The organism is Gordonibacter massiliensis (ex Traore et al. 2017) (genome assembly GCF_019731765.1).
Taxonomy (GTDB): Bacteria; Actinomycetota; Coriobacteriia; order Coriobacteriales; family Eggerthellaceae; genus Gordonibacter; species Gordonibacter massiliensis.
Genome location: NZ_JAASIO010000020.1, coordinates 1 through 16,950, shown reverse-complemented (window position 1 = coordinate 16,950; position 16,950 = coordinate 1). Strand labels below are relative to the sequence as shown.

General features: G+C 66.1%; 11 protein-coding genes and 1 pseudogene. 9 read left to right on the top strand and 3 right to left on the bottom strand.

Features of this window, described 5'->3' with window-relative positions; genetic code table 11:
- Nucleotides 1-35: 35 nt before the first annotated feature.
- Together HCH03_RS15780 and HCH03_RS15775 are read right to left on the bottom strand one after the other, a co-directional pair.
- The gene (locus HCH03_RS15780) at nt 36-1,223 is read right to left on the bottom strand and encodes an acyl-CoA dehydrogenase family protein (RefSeq protein ID WP_080143272.1); all 1,188 of its coding nucleotides are present in this window, start codon (nt 1,221-1,223) and stop codon (nt 36-38) included.
- Nucleotides 1,224-1,653: 430 nt separating this feature from the next.
- Nucleotides 1,654-3,117: a helix-turn-helix transcriptional regulator gene (locus HCH03_RS15775; protein WP_221690260.1), complete on the bottom strand. Its 1,464-nt coding sequence runs from the start codon at nt 3,115-3,117 to the stop codon at nt 1,654-1,656.
- A 299-nt stretch (nt 3,118-3,416) separates the two neighbouring features.
- On the opposite strand from HCH03_RS15775, the gene HCH03_RS15770 reads away from it, so the two are divergent.
- From HCH03_RS15770 to HCH03_RS15735, 8 genes are all read left to right on the top strand, one after another.
- Nucleotides 3,417-4,739 carry an MFS transporter gene (locus HCH03_RS15770; protein WP_221690259.1) on the top strand — a complete coding sequence of 441 codons (1,323 nt, stop codon included), beginning with the start codon at nt 3,417-3,419 and terminating at the stop codon, nt 4,737-4,739.
- A gap of 49 nt (nt 4,740-4,788) precedes the next feature.
- Entirely contained in the window at nt 4,789-5,784 is a 996-nt protein-coding gene (gene aes / locus HCH03_RS15765; RefSeq protein ID WP_221690258.1) for an acetyl esterase, read from the top strand.
- A 122-nt stretch (nt 5,785-5,906) separates the two neighbouring features.
- Complete coding sequence (gene caiA / locus HCH03_RS15760; RefSeq protein ID WP_080143268.1) at nt 5,907-7,058, top strand: crotonobetainyl-CoA dehydrogenase; 1,152 nt, start codon at nt 5,907-5,909, stop codon at nt 7,056-7,058.
- 385 nt (nt 7,059-7,443) lie between these two features.
- Nucleotides 7,444-8,658, top strand: a complete 1,215-nt coding sequence (gene caiB / locus HCH03_RS15755) for an L-carnitine CoA-transferase (protein ID WP_221690257.1) — start codon at nt 7,444-7,446, stop codon at nt 8,656-8,658.
- A gap of 297 nt (nt 8,659-8,955) precedes the next feature.
- On the top strand, nt 8,956-10,551 hold the full coding sequence (gene caiC / locus HCH03_RS15750; protein ID WP_221690256.1) for a crotonobetaine/carnitine-CoA ligase: 1,596 nt from the start codon (nt 8,956-8,958) through the stop codon (nt 10,549-10,551).
- Between the two features lie 255 nt (nt 10,552-10,806).
- Nucleotides 10,807-11,679: a MaoC/PaaZ C-terminal domain-containing protein gene (locus HCH03_RS15745; RefSeq protein ID WP_221690255.1), complete on the top strand. Its 873-nt coding sequence runs from the start codon at nt 10,807-10,809 to the stop codon at nt 11,677-11,679.
- Nucleotides 11,680-11,955: 276 nt separating this feature from the next.
- Nucleotides 11,956-13,365, top strand: coding sequence for an MFS transporter (locus tag HCH03_RS15740; protein ID WP_246600093.1), 1,410 nt, complete (start codon nt 11,956-11,958; stop codon nt 13,363-13,365).
- Between the two features lie 84 nt (nt 13,366-13,449).
- On the top strand, nt 13,450-14,736 hold the full coding sequence (locus HCH03_RS15735; RefSeq protein ID WP_246600092.1) for a hypothetical protein: 1,287 nt from the start codon (nt 13,450-13,452) through the stop codon (nt 14,734-14,736).
- A gap of 186 nt (nt 14,737-14,922) precedes the next feature.
- Here HCH03_RS15735 and HCH03_RS15730 read toward each other — a convergent pair whose 3' ends face one another.
- Nucleotides 14,923-15,708, bottom strand: coding sequence for an enoyl-CoA hydratase/isomerase family protein (locus tag HCH03_RS15730; RefSeq protein ID WP_221690253.1), 786 nt, complete (start codon nt 15,706-15,708; stop codon nt 14,923-14,925).
- Nucleotides 15,709-16,840: 1,132 nt separating this feature from the next.
- Between HCH03_RS15730 and HCH03_RS16515 the strand changes: the two are divergent.
- Nucleotides 16,841-16,950, top strand: a pseudogene (locus HCH03_RS16515) (electron transfer flavoprotein); the annotation flags it as partial.

Sequence of the window (16,950 nt, the reverse complement as noted above, 5' to 3'; positions counted from 1 at the left end):
GAGTTTGTTCCGGTGCGACTCGTATCGCGGTAGGGCTAGTCCTGGTACTCCACGGCGCCGCCGAATTTCTGGCAGTTGCGGGCGATCGTGATGCGCTGGACGTTCGGGGCGCCCTCTTCGAGCCACATGGCGCGGGCGTCGCGGTACATGCGCTCGACCGGGCCGTACGGGGAATCCTCGAAGTAGCCGTCGCCGCCGAAGATCTCCAGCATGCCGTCGGACACGATGCGGGTGGAGTAGATGGAGAACAGCTTGCACATGGCGGCCTTCTCCTCGATGTACTTGCCGTTCGGGTCGGCGTCGTACTCCTTGCCGAAGTCGCGCACCATGCAGCGCAGGGCGTGCGTGTAGGTTTGCATCTCGGCCAGCTCGCGCTTGATCATCTGGCGCGAGGCGATGGGCTTGCCGAACGTCACGCGGTCGTTGGCGCGGGCCAGGCTCATCTCCAGCATGCGCTGGCACATGCCGAGGTTCGAGGCGGCGATGTGGGCGCGGGAGACGGACAGCGAGTGGATGGCGATCTCCATACCCTGGCCCTCTTTGCCCAGCAGGTACTTCTTGTCGAGCTTCATGTCCGTGAACTTCAGGCCGGTGTGGGCCGCGCCGCGGGCGCCCATCATGTGGGGCATGGGCGTGGTCTCGTAGCCGGGGGTGTCGACGGGCACGAAGAAGGCGGACAGGCGCTCGTCGCCGGTCTTGCTCTCGTCGGTCACGGCGATGACGTAGGCGAACTCGCAGCAGTCGGTGTGGGAGATGAGCCACTTCTCGCCGTTGAGAACGTAGTCGCCGTTCTCGTCCTTCACGGCCGTCGTGTGAATGTCGGCGCCGGTGCCGCCGGACTGCTCGGTCAGGGCGAAGCAGGTGAAGATGGTCTTGTCCTGGAACTTGTCCATGTACTGGGCCTTGAGCTCGTCCGAACCGTAGTCGTCCAGGATGCGCCAGTTCAGGTCGGCCGCGTAGTGCAGGTGCATGCGCATGCCGCCGGGGCCGCGGGAGAACTCTTCCTGAACCTGCAGGATCTGCTGCTCGTTCAACCCCCATCCGCCGTACTCCTCGGGCAGGGCGAAGCGGTACAGGTCGTTCTTGATGGCGAGGTCGTAGAACTCCTGCGGGAACTTGTTGGTCACCTCGATCTCCGGCTGCATCTCCTCGAGCGGACCCTCGGCCAGCTCGCGGATCTGCTTGAGGTAGGCCTGGAACTCCTCGTCGGTCAGTTTGCTCATGTGAACCCCTTTCCTTAAGGTTGACGAGCCTTGTCTCTTTCAGCGAACCCCGTCGCTTGATGCCGTCATTCTGCGCCCGGCCGGTCGGGCGCGTCCAATTGGCGTTGCGACGCGAATCGGCGCAATCGATAGAGCCCGTCTATCGATTGGCAGGCGAGAAGAAAAACCCAAGGTGGGAAGGGGGGTCGCTGCCGGCGAGCGGTATGGATTCGGCGGCGAGCGAGCCGTTTGACGCCTCATTTTTCCCGATCTGAGGGGATCGATCTGCCGCATCTTGGCCAAAGGCTTTTACACGGAACGGCGAATATGGGTAAATACAAACGACGATCGAGCTAGCTGGAAAAGCGAAAGGGGGCTCGAAGCCCCCTTTTCTGCGGATAGTATGGCGCGCGATGGCGGGATCGCCGCACCCCAGGGCGGCGATCGGCTCTTAGAAGTCGCTGCGCTGCATGTTGATGTAGTTCAGCAGCTCGCTGCGCTTGTGTATCTGCATCTTCTCGTAGATGTGGCGGATGTGGGTGTTCACCGTGTAAGGCGATATGACCAGCTTCACGGATATCGTGTTCGTGGTGTAGCCGCGGGCGATGAGCTCCAGTATCTCGCGCTCGCGCGCCGACAGCGAGAACTCCTTGGCCACCTCGATGCAGATCTCGTCCACCTCGGCCTTCGAGGGCGGCGCGGCGGTGAGGGCGAGGATGCTGAACTCCTGGCGCACGAGCGGAATGAGCAGCGCCGCCAGCACGCAGATGAACGCGAGGCACGTCTCGGGCGTCACGGCCTGCGCCACGGCGGGCGCGTGCTCGTAGGCCACCGCCAGCGTGTTGCCCACGGCTATGCCCGCGCGCACGAAGCCGCCGGAGAAGCTGAAGGCGAGCGCCGGGGTGTTGTAGCCCTTCGACGTCAAGATGCCGAAGTACATGATAAGGAGTATCTCGAAGATGGACGAGATGCCCACCGCCATGATGAAGGCGGGGAAGTACAGCGCCCCGTCGGCCATGAACAGCGTGAACGCCACGATCTCGAACACGAGCAGCCAGGGGTACAGCTTGAATATGTTCACCTTGTCCTTGGACGCGATGCAGATGCCGGCTATGCCCAGCATGAGCACGGCCCCGCCCATGATGCCGAACGTGAAGCTGACCTCGCGGGTGGGCAGCTCCTCCCACGGGATGACGGCTGCCAGGAAGTAGGCGGCGACGGACGCCACGAACGAGATGCCGCACACCACCACCATGCTCTTGAAGCCGCCGTGCGCGGCGTTCTTCGGCAGCAGCGGCGGGAAGGACCGCGCGCCGTCGCGCCGGGCCAGCGTCAAGAGCCCGCCGGACGCCAGCGGCAGCAGCGCCACGAAGATCGCCGACGCCACGGGAGGCAGGGCCAGGGCCAGGCCCACGCAGGCGAGCAGCGTGAAGCCGAACACGGTGCCGATGTGCTTGATGGAGAAGTTGGCCTTCACGCACGCGTAGCGCTCGCCCCAGAGTATCCACATCACGGCCTCGGCCGCGCCCAGGAAGAACGAAAGCAGGTAGGCCACGCCGGGCACGGTGAGCGAGAACGGCGCCACGCACAGCAGGAGCGTGGCGGCGGCCATGAGCACGGGCGTGACGTGGCCGAGCCAGCAAAACGACGAGAGGTGCCGCTTGCGCCCCAGCGCGAGCGCGATGAGGAACAGGAACAGCACGGTGGCACCCAGGTTCACGAGCCATGAGACGGTCACGCGCTCGTCCAAAAGCTCGGTGTGCGTGAACACGTGCGGCGCGAACCACAGCGCGTAATGCCACGCCAGAAGCAGCGCGAAACCCACGTACTTCGCCGCCGGACGGGCGGCGAGGGACGTTAACGACGCTGCCGGCTTCGTGCCTTGACCCTTGAGATCTTCCGCTTGGTTCGCCATGGACGCGCCCACCCTTCGTTCTCGGTTTTGCGATGGTTGACGATGCTGCCTACCTGCCCGAACCGCCGGTGCGCGACGGCGGGCCGCCTTCGCTACTCATAGTGAGAACCTATCACCAATTCTACGGTAACGCCTCGCAAAAAAGTAAGTATTCGGCTGTTCATGGAGAATTTGCGATGGCAAAAACACGGCTCGCGAACAGAATGCGCTCATCGGCCCGGAACCTGCCGCCCACCGTCGCGAACGAGCCACCGGCGGGCGGCAGGGGCCGGACAACTGCAAGGAGAAAGGAAAGCGCAATGTCGTTGCTTGCCAAAAGCAAGGGGGAGGTCACCTACAAGGACCTCACGGGGATCCACAAGTGGTTCCTCCTTATCCTCGTGTCGATGGGATCCTCCATCATCTACACGCCCATCTATTTGAAGAACGTGTTCTACGAGCCCCTCATGGAAGGCCTCGGCGTGACCAACGCCGACCTGGGCGCGCTCGTGTCCTGCTACGCCATCGCGGCGGTCATCTGCTACCTGCCATCCGGCATCATCGCCGACAAGATCCGCATGCGCACGCTGTCGTGGGTGGGCTTCGGCGGCACCGCGCTGCTCACGTTCGTGTACGCGATGCTCCCATCGCTCACCATGATGTACGTGCTGTTCGTGGGCTTCGGCATCACGTCCATCCTCATTTGGTGGGGCACGCGCTTCAAGATCGTGCGCCTGTGCTGCGCCGAGGACGAGTACGCCTCCAAGATCGGCATCAGCTACTCCATCTACGGCGCCGCGGGCCTCGTGATCGGCTTCATCAACACGGCCATCATCTCCGCCATCCCCATCCCCTCCGAGGGCATCCAGGTGCTGCTCGTGTTCCTGGGCGTGCTCATCGCGCTTCTGGCCGTGGCCTCCTTCATCTTCATCCCCAACTTCAAGGGCGAGATCAACAAGGACGCCAAGATGTTCAGCCTCGGCGAGGTCGTCCAGGCCATCAAGCACCCCGGCGTCATCTGGGCCTGCCTCGCGTACTTCTTCGTGTACGCCGTGTACCAGGGCGTCACCTACACCACGCCGTTCATGACCACCTGCTTCGCCGCCCCGGTCGCCATCGTGTCCATCGTGGGCCTCATCCGCACCTACGGCATCGGCCTGGTGGCGGGTCCGGTGGCCGGCTTCTTCGCCGACAAGCTGAAGAGCCCCTCCAAGTCCATCCTGCTGTTCTTCGCCGCGAGCGCCGTCGTGCTGGTCTGCTTCATGGTGCTGCCGCGCACCGAGGCCATGGTCATCGCCGTCGCCGTGCTGGTGGTGGTGCTCGGCTTCGTCACCTACGGCGCCTTCTCCATCGGCTCCTCGCCGCTCACGGAGGCCAAGGTTCCCATGGGCATCTTCGGCACCGCCTCCGGCATCCTGTCGGTGGTCGGCTTCATGCCCGACGTGTTCGTGCACACCTGGTTCGGCGGCATGATCGACGCCCAGGGCGCCGACGCCTTCAACACCATCTTCATCGTGCTCATCGTCTTCGCCGTGCTCGGCTGCGCCTGCCTGGTCATGACGCGCCGCGCCATGAAGAAGAACCTGGCCGCCGAGCAGGCCGCCCCGGCGATCGACGCCGACCCGTCCTCCGCCAAGGCGTAAGGGCTCGGACGAACCGGTTCGGAAACCCTCACGCGGAAAGGACGCGACCATGAACAAGCTCGACGTGCTGGCGAAGATCAACCCGCAGATGAAGGCCGTGCTGGCCCGCGAGGACGAGCTGGCAGGCGATGCGAACGACACGAGCGCGGGCTTCGAGCAGATGCGCGAGAACTACGTGGCCGGCCGCGCCTATTGGGCCGAGGGCGGCCCGGTCATGGCCGAGACGCTCGACGCTTCGGTGCGCGGCCCCCACGGCGACATCCCGGTGCGGTACTACTATCCCACCCGGGAAGCCGCCGCGGGCCGCGCGGCGGGAGAGCCCGCCACCCCCGGCATCGTGTACGCGCACGGCGGCGGGTTCGTGCTGGGCAACCTGGACACGCACGACCGCGTCTGCCGCATCCTGGCCGACAAGACCGGCGCCGTGGTTACGGCCGTGGACTACCGCCTGTCGCCCGAGGCCAAGTACCCGAGCGCCGTGGAAGAGGTCGCGGCCGTGGCGGAGCACCTGCACGTCCACGGCGCCGCCTACGGCATCGACGGCGACCGCCTGGCTTTCGCCGGCGACTCGGGCGGCGCGCACCTGGGCCTGGCGGCCACGCTGTATTTGCGCGAGGAGCGCGGGGGCAGCGGCTTCGTGAAGTGCCTGCTGCTGTTCTACGGCTGGTTCGGCCTGACGGACTCGTCGTCCATGCGCCTGTTGGGCGGCGCGTGGGACGGGCTCACCGAGGAGGACTGGCAGTGGTACCTGGGCCTGTACGCCGAGGACCCCGCCGAGCTCGCCCGGGCGCGCTACGCGAACCTGTTCCTGAACGACCTCACGCGCGACGTGCCGGCGTGCTACGTCGCGGCGGCGGAGTTCGACCCGCTGCGCGACGACTCGGCCACGCTCGCGGCCATCCTGGAGCAGTACGGCACGCCGGTGCGCTACGAGGTGTTCGAAGGGGTCATCCACGCGTTTCTGCACTACACCAAGATGCTCGACGAGGCGAACGACGCGCTGGAGCACGCCGCGACGTTCTATCGCCAGCAGCTGGGGCTCTAACCGCGCCGAACGGCGCGAGGGGGGGGCCACCCCGGGCGGCAGCGCCCGAAACGGCCGCAACGACAGGCAAGGCGGCGCGGCGGGGAAGCCGCGCCGATATCCGACAAGGAAAGGTTGGCACCATGGATTTCAAACTGAGTGACGAGCAGGAGCTTATCGTCGACAGCTACCGCGAGTACATGGAGAGCGAGAACTGGGAGACGTACTTCCACGAGTGCGACGAGAAGCACGAGTACCCGCTGCGCTGGGTCAAGGGCCTGTGCGAGCTGGGCTTCGACCAGATCATGCTCCCCGAGAGCCACGGCGGCCTGGGCCTGGAGCAGCCCTGCGTGACGCTCATGGCCGTGTACGAGATCCTGGGCAAGTACGGCGCCCCCACCTACGTGCTCTACCAGCTGCCCGGCTTCGAGACCGTCATCCGCGAGGGCACCGAGGAGCAGATCGAGGCCGTGCTGTCCACGCTGGGCTCCGGCGAGCAGATCTGGAACTCCGCCTGCACCGAGCCGGGCGCCGGCTCCGACGTGGGAGCTTTGGCCACCACGTACAAGCGCGAGAACGGCAAGATCTACCTCAACGGCACCAAGACGTTCATCACGTCGTCCGCGGGCGTGAAGTACCTGGTCATCATGGCGAAGAACGCCGACGACGAGAGCATGTTCACCGAGTTCTTCCTCGACATGTCCAAGCCGGGCGTGAAGCTCTCCCCGCTCACCAAGCTGGGCCTGCGCATGGACAGCTGCTGCGAGGTGTACATGGACAACGTGGAGCTTGAGGAGAAGGACATCTTCGGCAAGGAGGGCAACGGCTTCATGCGCGGCGTGTCCGACTTCAACTTCGAGCGCTGGCTCGTGGGCGCCTGCGACTACGGCACCGCCATCAGCGCGTTCGAGGACGCCATGGCGCACGCGAACACCCGCATCGCCTTCGGCAAGCCCATCAGCCGCTTCCAGCTGAACCAGATCAAGATCACCGACATGTGCATCAAGCTCACGAACATGAAGAACATGCTGTACGAGGCCGCTTGGAACGCCGACAACAACGACGGCAACTTCGACCCGGCCGCCGCCGCTATGTGCAAGTACTACTGCGCCAACGCCGCATTCGAGGTGACCGACGACGCCATGCAGATCATGGGCGGCATCGCCGTGGCCAGCGAGCACCGCATCAACCGCATCTGGCGCGACCTGCGCGTCGACCGTGTCTCCGGCGGCACCGACGAGATGATGATCCTCGCCACCTCCAAGGGCGCCTCCATCAAGTACAAGCAGAAGTAGGCAAGCGAGAACTCGCCGGTCGACCGTAAGGCAAGGGCCCCGCCCTTGCCATCAACCGGCGAAGCACCTTGCCTACCCGAACGACCGAAGCACCACCTGTTGTCATCCTGAGCGAGCGAAGGTCCCCGCCTGTCATCCTGAATGAAGGCAGGCCACCCGCCTGTCATCCTGAGCGGAGGCCGTAGGCCGGAGTCGAAGGATCCCGTGCGGCGCCAGCAGGGAATCCCACGGCTCACGCCAAACGGGATCCTTCGACTCCGCGCTGCGCGCTCCGCTCAGGATGACAGGCTGGGAGAGCGCTGAGCGCTCCGCTCGGGAAGACAACGGGAGCCTTCGGCTTCTGTTCGGGATGAAAACTACCCTTATCGATCAAGGAGGAAACACCATGGCACTTCCCACCGAAAAGCCGTCCTACGGTCCCCTCGACGGCGTGAAGGTCGTCTACTCGGCCGTCGAGCTTGCGTGCCCGAAGGCGTGCGACTTGCTCGCCGACTGGGGAGCCGACGTCACCTGGCTCGAGAACACCGGCGCGGGCGACACCATCCGCGACACCCCCTACATCAAGCAGGCCGAGCGCCGCAACCAGCGCTCCGTGTCGCTGAACTACTTCTCGGACGAGGGCAAGAAGATCCTGTTCGAGATGGTCAAGGACGCCGACATCTTCATGGAAGCCTCCAAGGGCGGCACCTACGCCCGGCACGGCGTGACCGACGAGGTCCTGTGGGAGATCAACCCCAAGCTCGTCATCGTGCACGTGTCCGGCTTCGGCCAGACGGGCGACCCGAAGATGGTCAAGCGCGCCGCCTACGACCTCACCGTCATGGCGTACTCCGGCTACCTGAGCCAGAACGGCACGCAGGAGCAGCCCATGAACCCGGGTCCCTACGCCGGCGACTACTTCAACACGCTCATGATCGCCTCCTCGTCGCTGGCCGCGCTCTACCGCGCCGCCAAGACGGGCAAGGGCGAGTCCATCGACCTGGCCATGTACGAGACGCTGCTGTCCATCGGCCAGTACTACCTGGTCGACTACCTGAACGAGGGCATCAAGTGGCCCCGTCCCGGCGCGCGCAACCAGAACCTGTGCGGCATCGGCGAGTACCAGTGCAAGGACGGCTTCCTGGGCATCTGCCTGTACGGCGTCGACCAGAACAAGTACTTCCTCGAGGCCATCGGCCTGGGGCACCTGTGGGGCACCGAGGACATCCCCGAGGACACGAGCGGCCTGTGGCTGTCCAACCCGCATGCCCAGGAGATCGAGGCGGCGTTCGACGCCTACTGCCTCGAGCGTTCGAAGTACGACATCGAGGAGGACTTCGCGGCGCATCGTATCGCCGTGCAGGTGGTCATGGAGTTCGAGGACCTCGTGAAGGAAGACCACCTGGAGCAGCGCGGTGTGTGGCAGAACTGGGAGACGGCTGACGGCCAGGAGTTCAAGGGCCTGGGCGTGTTCCCGAAGTTCAAGAACAACCCCGGCCAGATCTGGCGCCCCATGCCGAACCAGGGCGGCGACACCGTCGACGTGCTGACGAAGCTGGGCTATAGCCCTGAGCAGATCGCCGAGCTGGAAGCGGCCGGCGTCATCAAGACGAGCGAGTAACACCCGGGCCTCCCCGGGCCGCCTGCAGGGGAGGGCGGCCCGGCGGTATCGCGGCAACCGGCGAAACCGAAACAACCCGCCGGTTGCCCCCCCCCTGCGGGCGAGGCCTGCGCCGACAACCCGCCGGCGGTCCCCGTAGGGGCTGCCTGCTGGCCGCCCGGCGCGGTGCCCCGCGCCAACGACGAACCGCGCGGCGAGCGCACTGAAGGCTCCCCGCGCGAGCCGCGAAACCGCGAAACCGCGACCCGCAAGATCGCGAAAACCGTGCGACCGCACAACGAAGGAAGGGTGGGAAACGTGACCGACATCGTGGGAAACGAAACGGTGCGCAGCCTGTGGGACGGCCTCGTGGCCGCGTGCGGCGAGCGCGAGTTCCTCCTCTTCCGCGATCGCGCGGGCTCGACGACCGCGTACACGTACCGCGCGTTCAACGACGAGATCGACCGTGCGGCCAACGTGTTCCTTTCCCTGGGCGTGCAGGCGGGCGAGCGCGTGGCCGTGCAGCTGTGCACGTGCCCCGAGTTCATGATGTGCCTGTTCGGCCTGGCGAAGATCGGCGCCGTCATGGTGCCCATGAACGAGCAGTACCTTGTGGAGGAAGCCTCGTTCGTGCTCGAGCGCACTGAGGCCACCTGCGCGGTTGTGGAGCCGAAGTTCCTCGATTTGTACCGCGCCGTGCGCGCAAGCGGGCCGTATCTGCCCAAGGGCGTGTTGGTCGCGCGCACCGACGACGACGGCGTGGAGGGCGTCGAAGAGGCGCGCGCCGCCTTGGGGCGCGAGGAGGCCCTGCGCGACTTCTCGCGGCTGCGCGCCGCAGCGGCGACCGGGCTCGCCGAGGTGCGGCCCCTCTGTGCCGACGACGCGGCCGAGATCATCTTCACGTCCGGCACCACCTCGCGTCCGAAAGGCGTGGTGCTCACGCACGCGAACATCCTGTTCAGCGGCTTGTACGGCGACTGGGAGGTCACGCTCACGCGCGACGACCGCCTGCTCACCACCATGCCGGCCTGCCATTCGAACTTCCAGTTGGCCGCGCTCATGCCGGTGCTCACGGCAGGCGCCACGCTCATCGTGGTGGAGAAGTACAGCGCCCGCCGCTTCTGGTCGCAGATCCGCGAGTTCAAGGCCACCGTCACGCAGTGCGTGGCCATGATGCTGCGCACGCTCATGCTGCAGCCCGCATCGTCCGACGACCGCAATCACACGCTGCGCGAGATCCTCTACTTCCTGCCGGTGTCGAACGCCGAGAAGGAGGCGTTCGAGCAGCGCTTCGGCGCGTCGCTCATGAACACGTACGGCTCCACCGAGTCCATCGGCTGGGTGCTCACCGACCCGCCTGCCGGGCCGCGCCGCTGGCCGTCGGTGGGGCGCGCGGGCCTGGGCTACGAGGTGCGCATCATGCGCGAGGACGGCCGGGAGGGCGCGCCGGGCGAGATCGGCGAGATCCAGGTGCGCGGCGTGCGCGGCCGCACCATCATGAAGGAGTACTGGGGCGACCCGGAGGCCACGGCGCGCACGTTCACCGAGGACGGCTGGCTGAAGACCGGCGACAAGGGCTACATGGACGAGGACGGCTGGTTCTTCTTCGTCGACCGCAAGGTGAACATGATCAAGCGGGCGGGGGAGAACATCTCCACCACCGAGCTGGAAAACGTGCTGGTCGACCATCCCCTCGTCGCCGAAGCCGCCGTTATCGGCGTGCCCGACCCCATCCGCGACCAGGCCGTGAAGGCGTTCGTGCTGCCGGCCGCAGGCGCGCGGATCACCGAAGAGGAGGTGCTCGCGTACTGCGAGGAGCACATGGCGGGGTTCAAGGTCCCCTCGTACGTGGAGATCGTCGATAGCTTCCCCCGCACATGCTCCATGAAGATAGAGAAGAAGCTGCTGAAATGAGGCGCAGGGTGCGGCGGCTGACGGCGATCGAAGGCGGGCGCACCGACCGATGCAGGTGATCGGCAACGAACGATGCCGGTGGAACCCGTAGGGGCGCTCTCCAGAGCGCCCGCTCGCGCGAAGCGCGAGAACGCGGCCCCCGGTTGCTTTTCCGGCCTGCGCCGGAACGGGCGATCGGGAGATCGCCCCCACGGGTTCCACCTGAGGATGCAACAGCCGGTTCAAACCGGCACCGACAAGATAAGGAGAGGCATCATGGCAATCAGCACTGAAATCGTGGGCAAGGAGTTCGGGCCGTTCGTGCGGGAGTACACGTTCAAGGACTTGGAGATCTGCGCGCTCGGCTGCAACGCGGGCTACGACGGGAAGACGGACCTCGAGTACGTGAACGAGGGGGACGCCGCGAACCCCGACCTCAAGGTGCTGCCCATCTTCGGCGTGCCGCTGACCGTGCACGAGGAGATGACGCGCACGCTGGACTACGGCTACAACTACGAGGGATCGCTGCACTACGGCTTCGAGATCAAGCTGCACGCGCCCTTCAAGATGAACGACCGCATCGAGACGTTCGTCACCCAGGACGCGCTGTACGACCGCGGCGAGGGCCGCGGGTGCCTCTCGAAGCAGACCGGGCGCTCCTATTCTTCCGACGGCACGCTCTTGTGCGAGACCGAGACCTGGGACGTGTGCATCTACGACGGCGGCTGGGGAGGCCCCAAGCCCCCGAAGGACATCGTGGAGATGCCCGACCGCGCGCCCGACGCGGTGGTGGAGGAGACGATGCCGCTCAACATGCCGCTCATCTACCGCCTCATGGGCGACTGGCACCAGCAGCACATCGACTTCGCCTACACCGAGCAGACGGGCCTCGCGCGCCCCATCGCGCACGGCGTGAGCCTGGGCGGCTTCACGATGCGCCACATCATCAGCTCGTTCTTCCCGGGCGAGCCGGAGCGCATGAAGCGCTTCAAGACCCGCATCACCTCGCCGGTGCTGCCGGGCACCATGCTGCAGACCCGCATGTGGAAGGTGGGCGACAACGAGATCCGCTTCCAGCTGGTCGACGCCGACGCCGACGAGACCGGCGCCAAGCCCCACCTGAACTTCGGCATCTGCGAGTGGGAGTAAGTCGCAGGTAGCCATCCTCAGCGAGCGGAGCGACCCCCCCCTGTCATCCTGAGCGAGCGAAGCGAGTCGAAGGATTTTCAACCGAGGGCGGCAGTCTTCCTCGAAGATCCTTCGACTCCGGCGGCTTCGCCGCCTCCGCTCAGGATGACAATCGGCAAGGCTCTGGCGCTCGTACGCGTCAGGCGATCCCCGTAGGGGCGGTCTGCTGGCTGCGGCCGCCCCCGCAAGGCCCCGCGAACCGGGGTCTCGCATCACGAGACTTAAGGCGGTAGCACCATGATCGAGAACGTCAAGAAACTCACGCAGGTGGCAAGCCCTCCCGTCGCGGCCGACGCGAAGCAGATCGGCGAGGAGGTGGTCGGCGCCACGAAGCGCGTCGTGAAGAAGACGCTCGACGACGTGTCCATGACGCCCTTCCTGCGCAAGATCACGTTCTTCGCGAGCGGCGGCGCGTTCCTCGACGGCTACGTGCTCTCGCTCATCGGCGTGGCGCTCACGCAGATCGTGCCCGCCTTCTCGCTCTCCACCGAGCAGAGCGCCCTCATCGGCGCGTCGGTGCTCGTGGGCATCTTCTTCGGCACCATCCTCGGCGGCTACGTCACCGACCGCATCGGCCGGCGCAAGATGTTCATCGCCGACGTCGTGGCCATCTGCCTGTTCTCGCTGTGGAGCGTGTTCGCCCAGGCTCCCTGGGAGCTCGTGGCCGCGCGCTTCTTCATCGGCATGTTCATCGGCGCCGACTATCCCATAGCCACCTCGCTCATCGCCGAGTTCGCCCCCAAGAAGAGCCGCTCCATCAACATGGGCATCGTGTCGGCCGCGTGGTATCTGGGCGCCACGGTGGCGGCCGTCGTGGGGTACGCGCTCTACAGCCTCGACGACGGCTGGAAGTGGATGCTGGCGTCGCCCATCCCCGTCTGCATCTTCCTGCTCATCGGGCGCAGCGGGGTTCCCGAGTCGCCCCTGTGGCTCATTCAGAAGGGCCGCACCGAGGAGGCGCACGCCGTCATGGAGCGCGTTTACGGCATGGACGTGGAGATCGAGCAGTCCGACGCCGGCGCGAAGAAGATGTCGGTGCTCCAGATATTCCGCGGCGGCTACCTCAAGCGCATCGTGTTTCTGGGCGTCCTCACGCTCTGCCAGGTGGCGCCCATGTACGCCATCTACACGTTCGGCCCCGAGATCATGACCGCCTTCGGCCTGGGCGCGGGGCACGAGGCCATCCTCGGCGAGAGCGTGGTCAGCCTGTTCTTCCTCATCGGCTCCATCCCGGCCATGTTCTGGCTGAACTCCATGGGGCGCCGGCCCCTGCTCATCCGCTCGCTCGCGCTCATGGCCGTGGGCCTGGTGATCCTGGGGCTGTTTCCCGACGCGCCCGTGTTCGTGGTGGTGATCGCGTTCGGCCTGTACGCGTTCTTCAGCGGCGGACCCGGCATCCTGCAATGGCTCTATCCCAACGAGTTGTTCCCCACGGAGGTGCGCGCCTCGGCGGTGGGCATCGCCATCGCGTTCTCGCGCATCGGCACGGTGGTGGCCACCTACGGAACGCCCCTGTTCCTGTCGGCGTTCGGCGTGGGGCCCACCATGCTCGTGGCGGCCGGACTGGTGGTGCTGGGCCTGGTGCTGTCGGTGTTCATGGCGCCCGAGACGCGTGGCAAGTCCCTCGACGAGACGAGCTCGCTGTAGGGGACGCCGGTTCCCGCCGCCGACGGGGCGGTTGAGGTCCCGTTGCTTGTCCGTTTCGCCGTGCAACCCTACACTGGACGCATGATGGGAATCGTCCACGATATCGAGCGAGCGGCGCGCGCGGCGGCTGCGCGCTTGCGGGAATGGGTCGCGCGGCCGTTCGGGAGCGCCTACCGGTGGGGCGTGCCCCTCGTGCTGCTCGCGGCCTTGTGCCTCGCGCTGCCCGCAGGGGCGGGCCTCGCGCTGTTCGCTCCTTTCGCCGTCGCTTTCACCTGGAAGGCCGTGAGCGTGTCCCGGCGCATCCACCGCCTGGAATTCGTCAAGCTGGTGGACGAGGGCGGAGGCGCGCACCTCGACACCGAGGCCGATCGGTTGCAGCGCGCCTGGGTGCTGGGCTGCGTCTCCGTGGTGGGCCTCGCGGTCGCGCTGCTCGCGTTCCGCGTGGCGGTCGCCCTCGTTCCGGGCGCGGAGCTCGCCGGCTCGGTCGCGCTGTACCTCGGCTTCGCGGCGGTGCTCCTCGGCGGCTTCCTGCTGTTCTACTACGCGGCGCTGCGTTTCGACAGCGGGCTTGCGCGGGGCTTGGCCAGCATCGCGGTCACGCTGCCGGCGTTCTTCGTGATCGTGGCGCTGCTGAGCGTGCTTCTTTCCTGGGGCATGCGCATCGTGGCCGCGCTCGGCCTGTCGGCCGAGACGATGATCGCCGACGGATTCTCCTGGGTCTACGACGTGCAGCGCGTGCTGGGCTCGGCCACCAACTACTTCGTGCAGCAGGACGCCGTGGTCATCGGCGGTTCCATCGTGTTCGCGGCGCTGCTGTTGCTGCTGTACGCCTACACCGTGCCGTATTACTGGATGGCCAGCGTCGCGCGCTGGTTCAAAGGCCTGGGGCTGGCGGCGGTTGTGTTCTCGGGCGCCGCCATCGTGTTCGCGGGCGCATGGGTGGTCGACGTCCAGCGTTGGGCGGCCGAGAGCGAGGGCGGGCAGCTGGCAAGCGCCATCGACGCGGACGTGCTGAGCAGCCAGGCCGCCTCGCTCTCGGGCTACCGTGCGGACGACCTGGTGGCGCTCGTGAAGGCGTTCGTGTTGCCCTACACCGTGGGCGTGTTCGTGGCGAACGCCGTGGTGGCCTACCGCAAGGCGAAGGCGAAGCGCGAAAGCGACGCCATCCTCGACGGTTTCGCCCGCGAGGGCTCCGTTGACGAGGCCGTGCTGCCCGAACGGGAGAAGCGCTACCTGTACTTCGGCGGCCGTCGCACGCTCTGGGACATAGCCCTGCGCTCCATCCGCGCCGACGTGCCCCTGCCGTCCCCGTTCGCCCCGCGCAAACTCACCTGGAAAGAGCGCCTGACGGGCGAGCTGGAAGACCGGTAGGAGAAGGGGACGCCGCGCCCCCTTCTTGCCCCTGCCTCGCCGCCCCGATCACTGGGAAGAGCGGGACGCCCGCCGCTTTGGCGAATGCCTTCACGCGGCGGAGCAAAAGCGAAGCCCCCGGGTTGGTGATGACCCGGGGGCTTGGGTTCGGGCCGATTGGGGCCCTCGGATGGGTTGACGGGAGAGTTACTTGCCGATCCAATTCGGCTCGCGCTTCTCGACGAAGGCGGCCGGGCCCTCGATGCCGTCGGCGGTCTTCTCCAGGAAGCGGTAGGCGGCGTCGCTGTAGCGCATGGCGTCCTCTTCGGACATCTGGTCGGCGGCGTGCACGATGTACTTCGTCCACTTCAGGGCCAGAGGCGCGTTCTTCAGGCACTCTTCGGCCAGCTCGATGGCCTTGTCCATGACCTCCTCGACCGGCACGACGTAGTTGATGAGGCCCAGTGCCTTGGCTTCATCGGCCTTGATCTTCTTGCCGGTGAGCAGCAGCTCCATGCAGTCCTTGCGGTTGATGTCGCGGGCGAGGCGCACGAGGCCGCCGGTGGAGGCGATGATACCCAGGCCCACCTCGGTGCAGCCGAACTTGGCGCGCTCGGAGGCCACCACCATGTCGCAGGACAGGGCGATCTCCATGCCGCCGCCAGCCGCGGAGCCGTTGCAGGCCGCGATCACGGGCTTGGAGCACAGGCGCGCGGTCAGTCCGCCGAAGCCGTGCTCGGTCACGGTCTGGCACTCGCCGCCTTCGCTGAGCTCGGAGAGGTCCTCGCCCGCGCAGAACACCTTGCCGGTGCCGGTGACGATGATCGCGCGCACCGCGGGATCGGTCTCGGCGTTGTTCATGATGTTCTCCATGGCTTTGGAGGTCGCGCCGTTGAGCGCGTTCGCCACCTCGGGACGGTTGATGCGGATGATCAGCAAGCCGTCCTCGCGAAGTTCGGATACGACGGTGTCGGTGCCGAAGTAATCTGCCATTGCTCCTCCTTGATTGTTTGAAACTGCGTGGATGCCGGGTGGGCGTGCGGCCGGTTCGGCCTTCGTCCCGGTTGCAGCTCGGGGAAGGCCGTCGTGCGTTTCGCCCGCTCGGCGAACTGCCGTCAATGATGCGCCTCGCGCGCAAGGCGCGCATCGCAAGGCGCGCGGTAATTCGCCGATACTCAAAAACGCGGCATCGCAAGAAAATGAGTAGCGGCGTCGCCACGTGCTTTGACGATGCGGGAGAGGGGCTTTCCACCTTGCGCCGCATGGGCCTCGCCGGGTTCCGAGCGGGGGGGGGGAGGGTGAAAACCGCTGCCCTTGAGCGGTCTGCCCCTTCGGTGCGGCGGGCGTACCGACTTGTTCCGAAGGAGAAAGCAGTTTTGGAACGGCGGCGCTTGAGGGAATGAGGCGAACGTTGGCGGTGCGGTAAGCGGCGCATCGGGCTTCGGTGCATTTCACTACGTTGGGAGGCAATGTGCACGAAATTCTGTCTTGAAAGCACGAAAATCACCGCTGTGAAGCGATTCTTGCAGCTTCAAAGAGTTTCGGGCGTTCTCCGGACGCGCCCCTTCCTCGACCCGCGCGCGTTTTCCCAGATAGCGGGATGCCGGCGTGCTTATCGTTCGCGCGAGGCGCTTCACAGCGGTGATTTTCGTGCTTTTGGAGGTGGTTTTGCCGCAGGATCAGAGCTGTCGCGCGCCTGCTCGGCCGTGTCGACGGCGGTTCGACGCAGAATCCGCTAACCCCGTCGATGCGCCGGCGCGTTCGCCGTATGGCCGTCTGCTGCGCCTCAATGCCGCAGGGAAATAAACGGGCCCGTCCTGATCCCGTGCGGTTGCGAAGAGCGGCTTCGTTCCGTCGGCTCGCGGGTCGGCAGCTTCCGTCGCGTTCCCTCCTTGCGACGGAAGGTGCCGTGCTGTCTCGCACATGCGATCAAACATCGCAAACCCCCTGTTCAAGTATCGCTAGTTTTTGAGTAATGATGTTTTAGCAGCGATTTTGCGATGCGGCCTTTTCGCTGGCGGCGCACACTGCGATCCATCAAGCCCGCCCCGCCGTCAGCTCTGGGTGCGACGGGGCGGAGCGCAGCAGCAAGCGCCTCCGAATCCGAAGAGAAAGGCACATAAAGGTGAACATCATCGTCTCGTGCAAGATCGTCCCCGACGACCAGGACATCCAGGTGGCGTCCGACCGCACCCTGGACTACTCCAAGGCCAAGGGCACCGTGTCGACGTACGA

Coding starts and splice junctions, on each gene's coding strand:
- HCH03_RS15780 (WP_080143272.1), bottom strand. CDS start 1,223: ATGAGCAAACTGACCGACGAGGAGTTCCAGGCCTACCTCAAGCAGATC.
- HCH03_RS15775 (WP_221690260.1), bottom strand. CDS start 3,117: ATGGCGAACCAAGCGGAAGATCTCAAGGGTCAAGGCACGAAGCCGGCA.
- HCH03_RS15770 (WP_221690259.1), top strand. CDS start 3,417: ATGTCGTTGCTTGCCAAAAGCAAGGGGGAGGTCACCTACAAGGACCTC.
- aes (WP_221690258.1), top strand. CDS start 4,789: ATGAACAAGCTCGACGTGCTGGCGAAGATCAACCCGCAGATGAAGGCC.
- caiA (WP_080143268.1), top strand. CDS start 5,907: ATGGATTTCAAACTGAGTGACGAGCAGGAGCTTATCGTCGACAGCTAC.
- caiB (WP_221690257.1), top strand. CDS start 7,444: ATGGCACTTCCCACCGAAAAGCCGTCCTACGGTCCCCTCGACGGCGTG.
- HCH03_RS15745 (WP_221690255.1), top strand. CDS start 10,807: ATGGCAATCAGCACTGAAATCGTGGGCAAGGAGTTCGGGCCGTTCGTG.
- HCH03_RS15740 (WP_246600093.1), top strand. CDS start 11,956: ATGATCGAGAACGTCAAGAAACTCACGCAGGTGGCAAGCCCTCCCGTC.
- HCH03_RS15735 (WP_246600092.1), top strand. CDS start 13,450: ATGGGAATCGTCCACGATATCGAGCGAGCGGCGCGCGCGGCGGCTGCG.
- HCH03_RS15730 (WP_221690253.1), bottom strand. CDS start 15,708: ATGGCAGATTACTTCGGCACCGACACCGTCGTATCCGAACTTCGCGAG.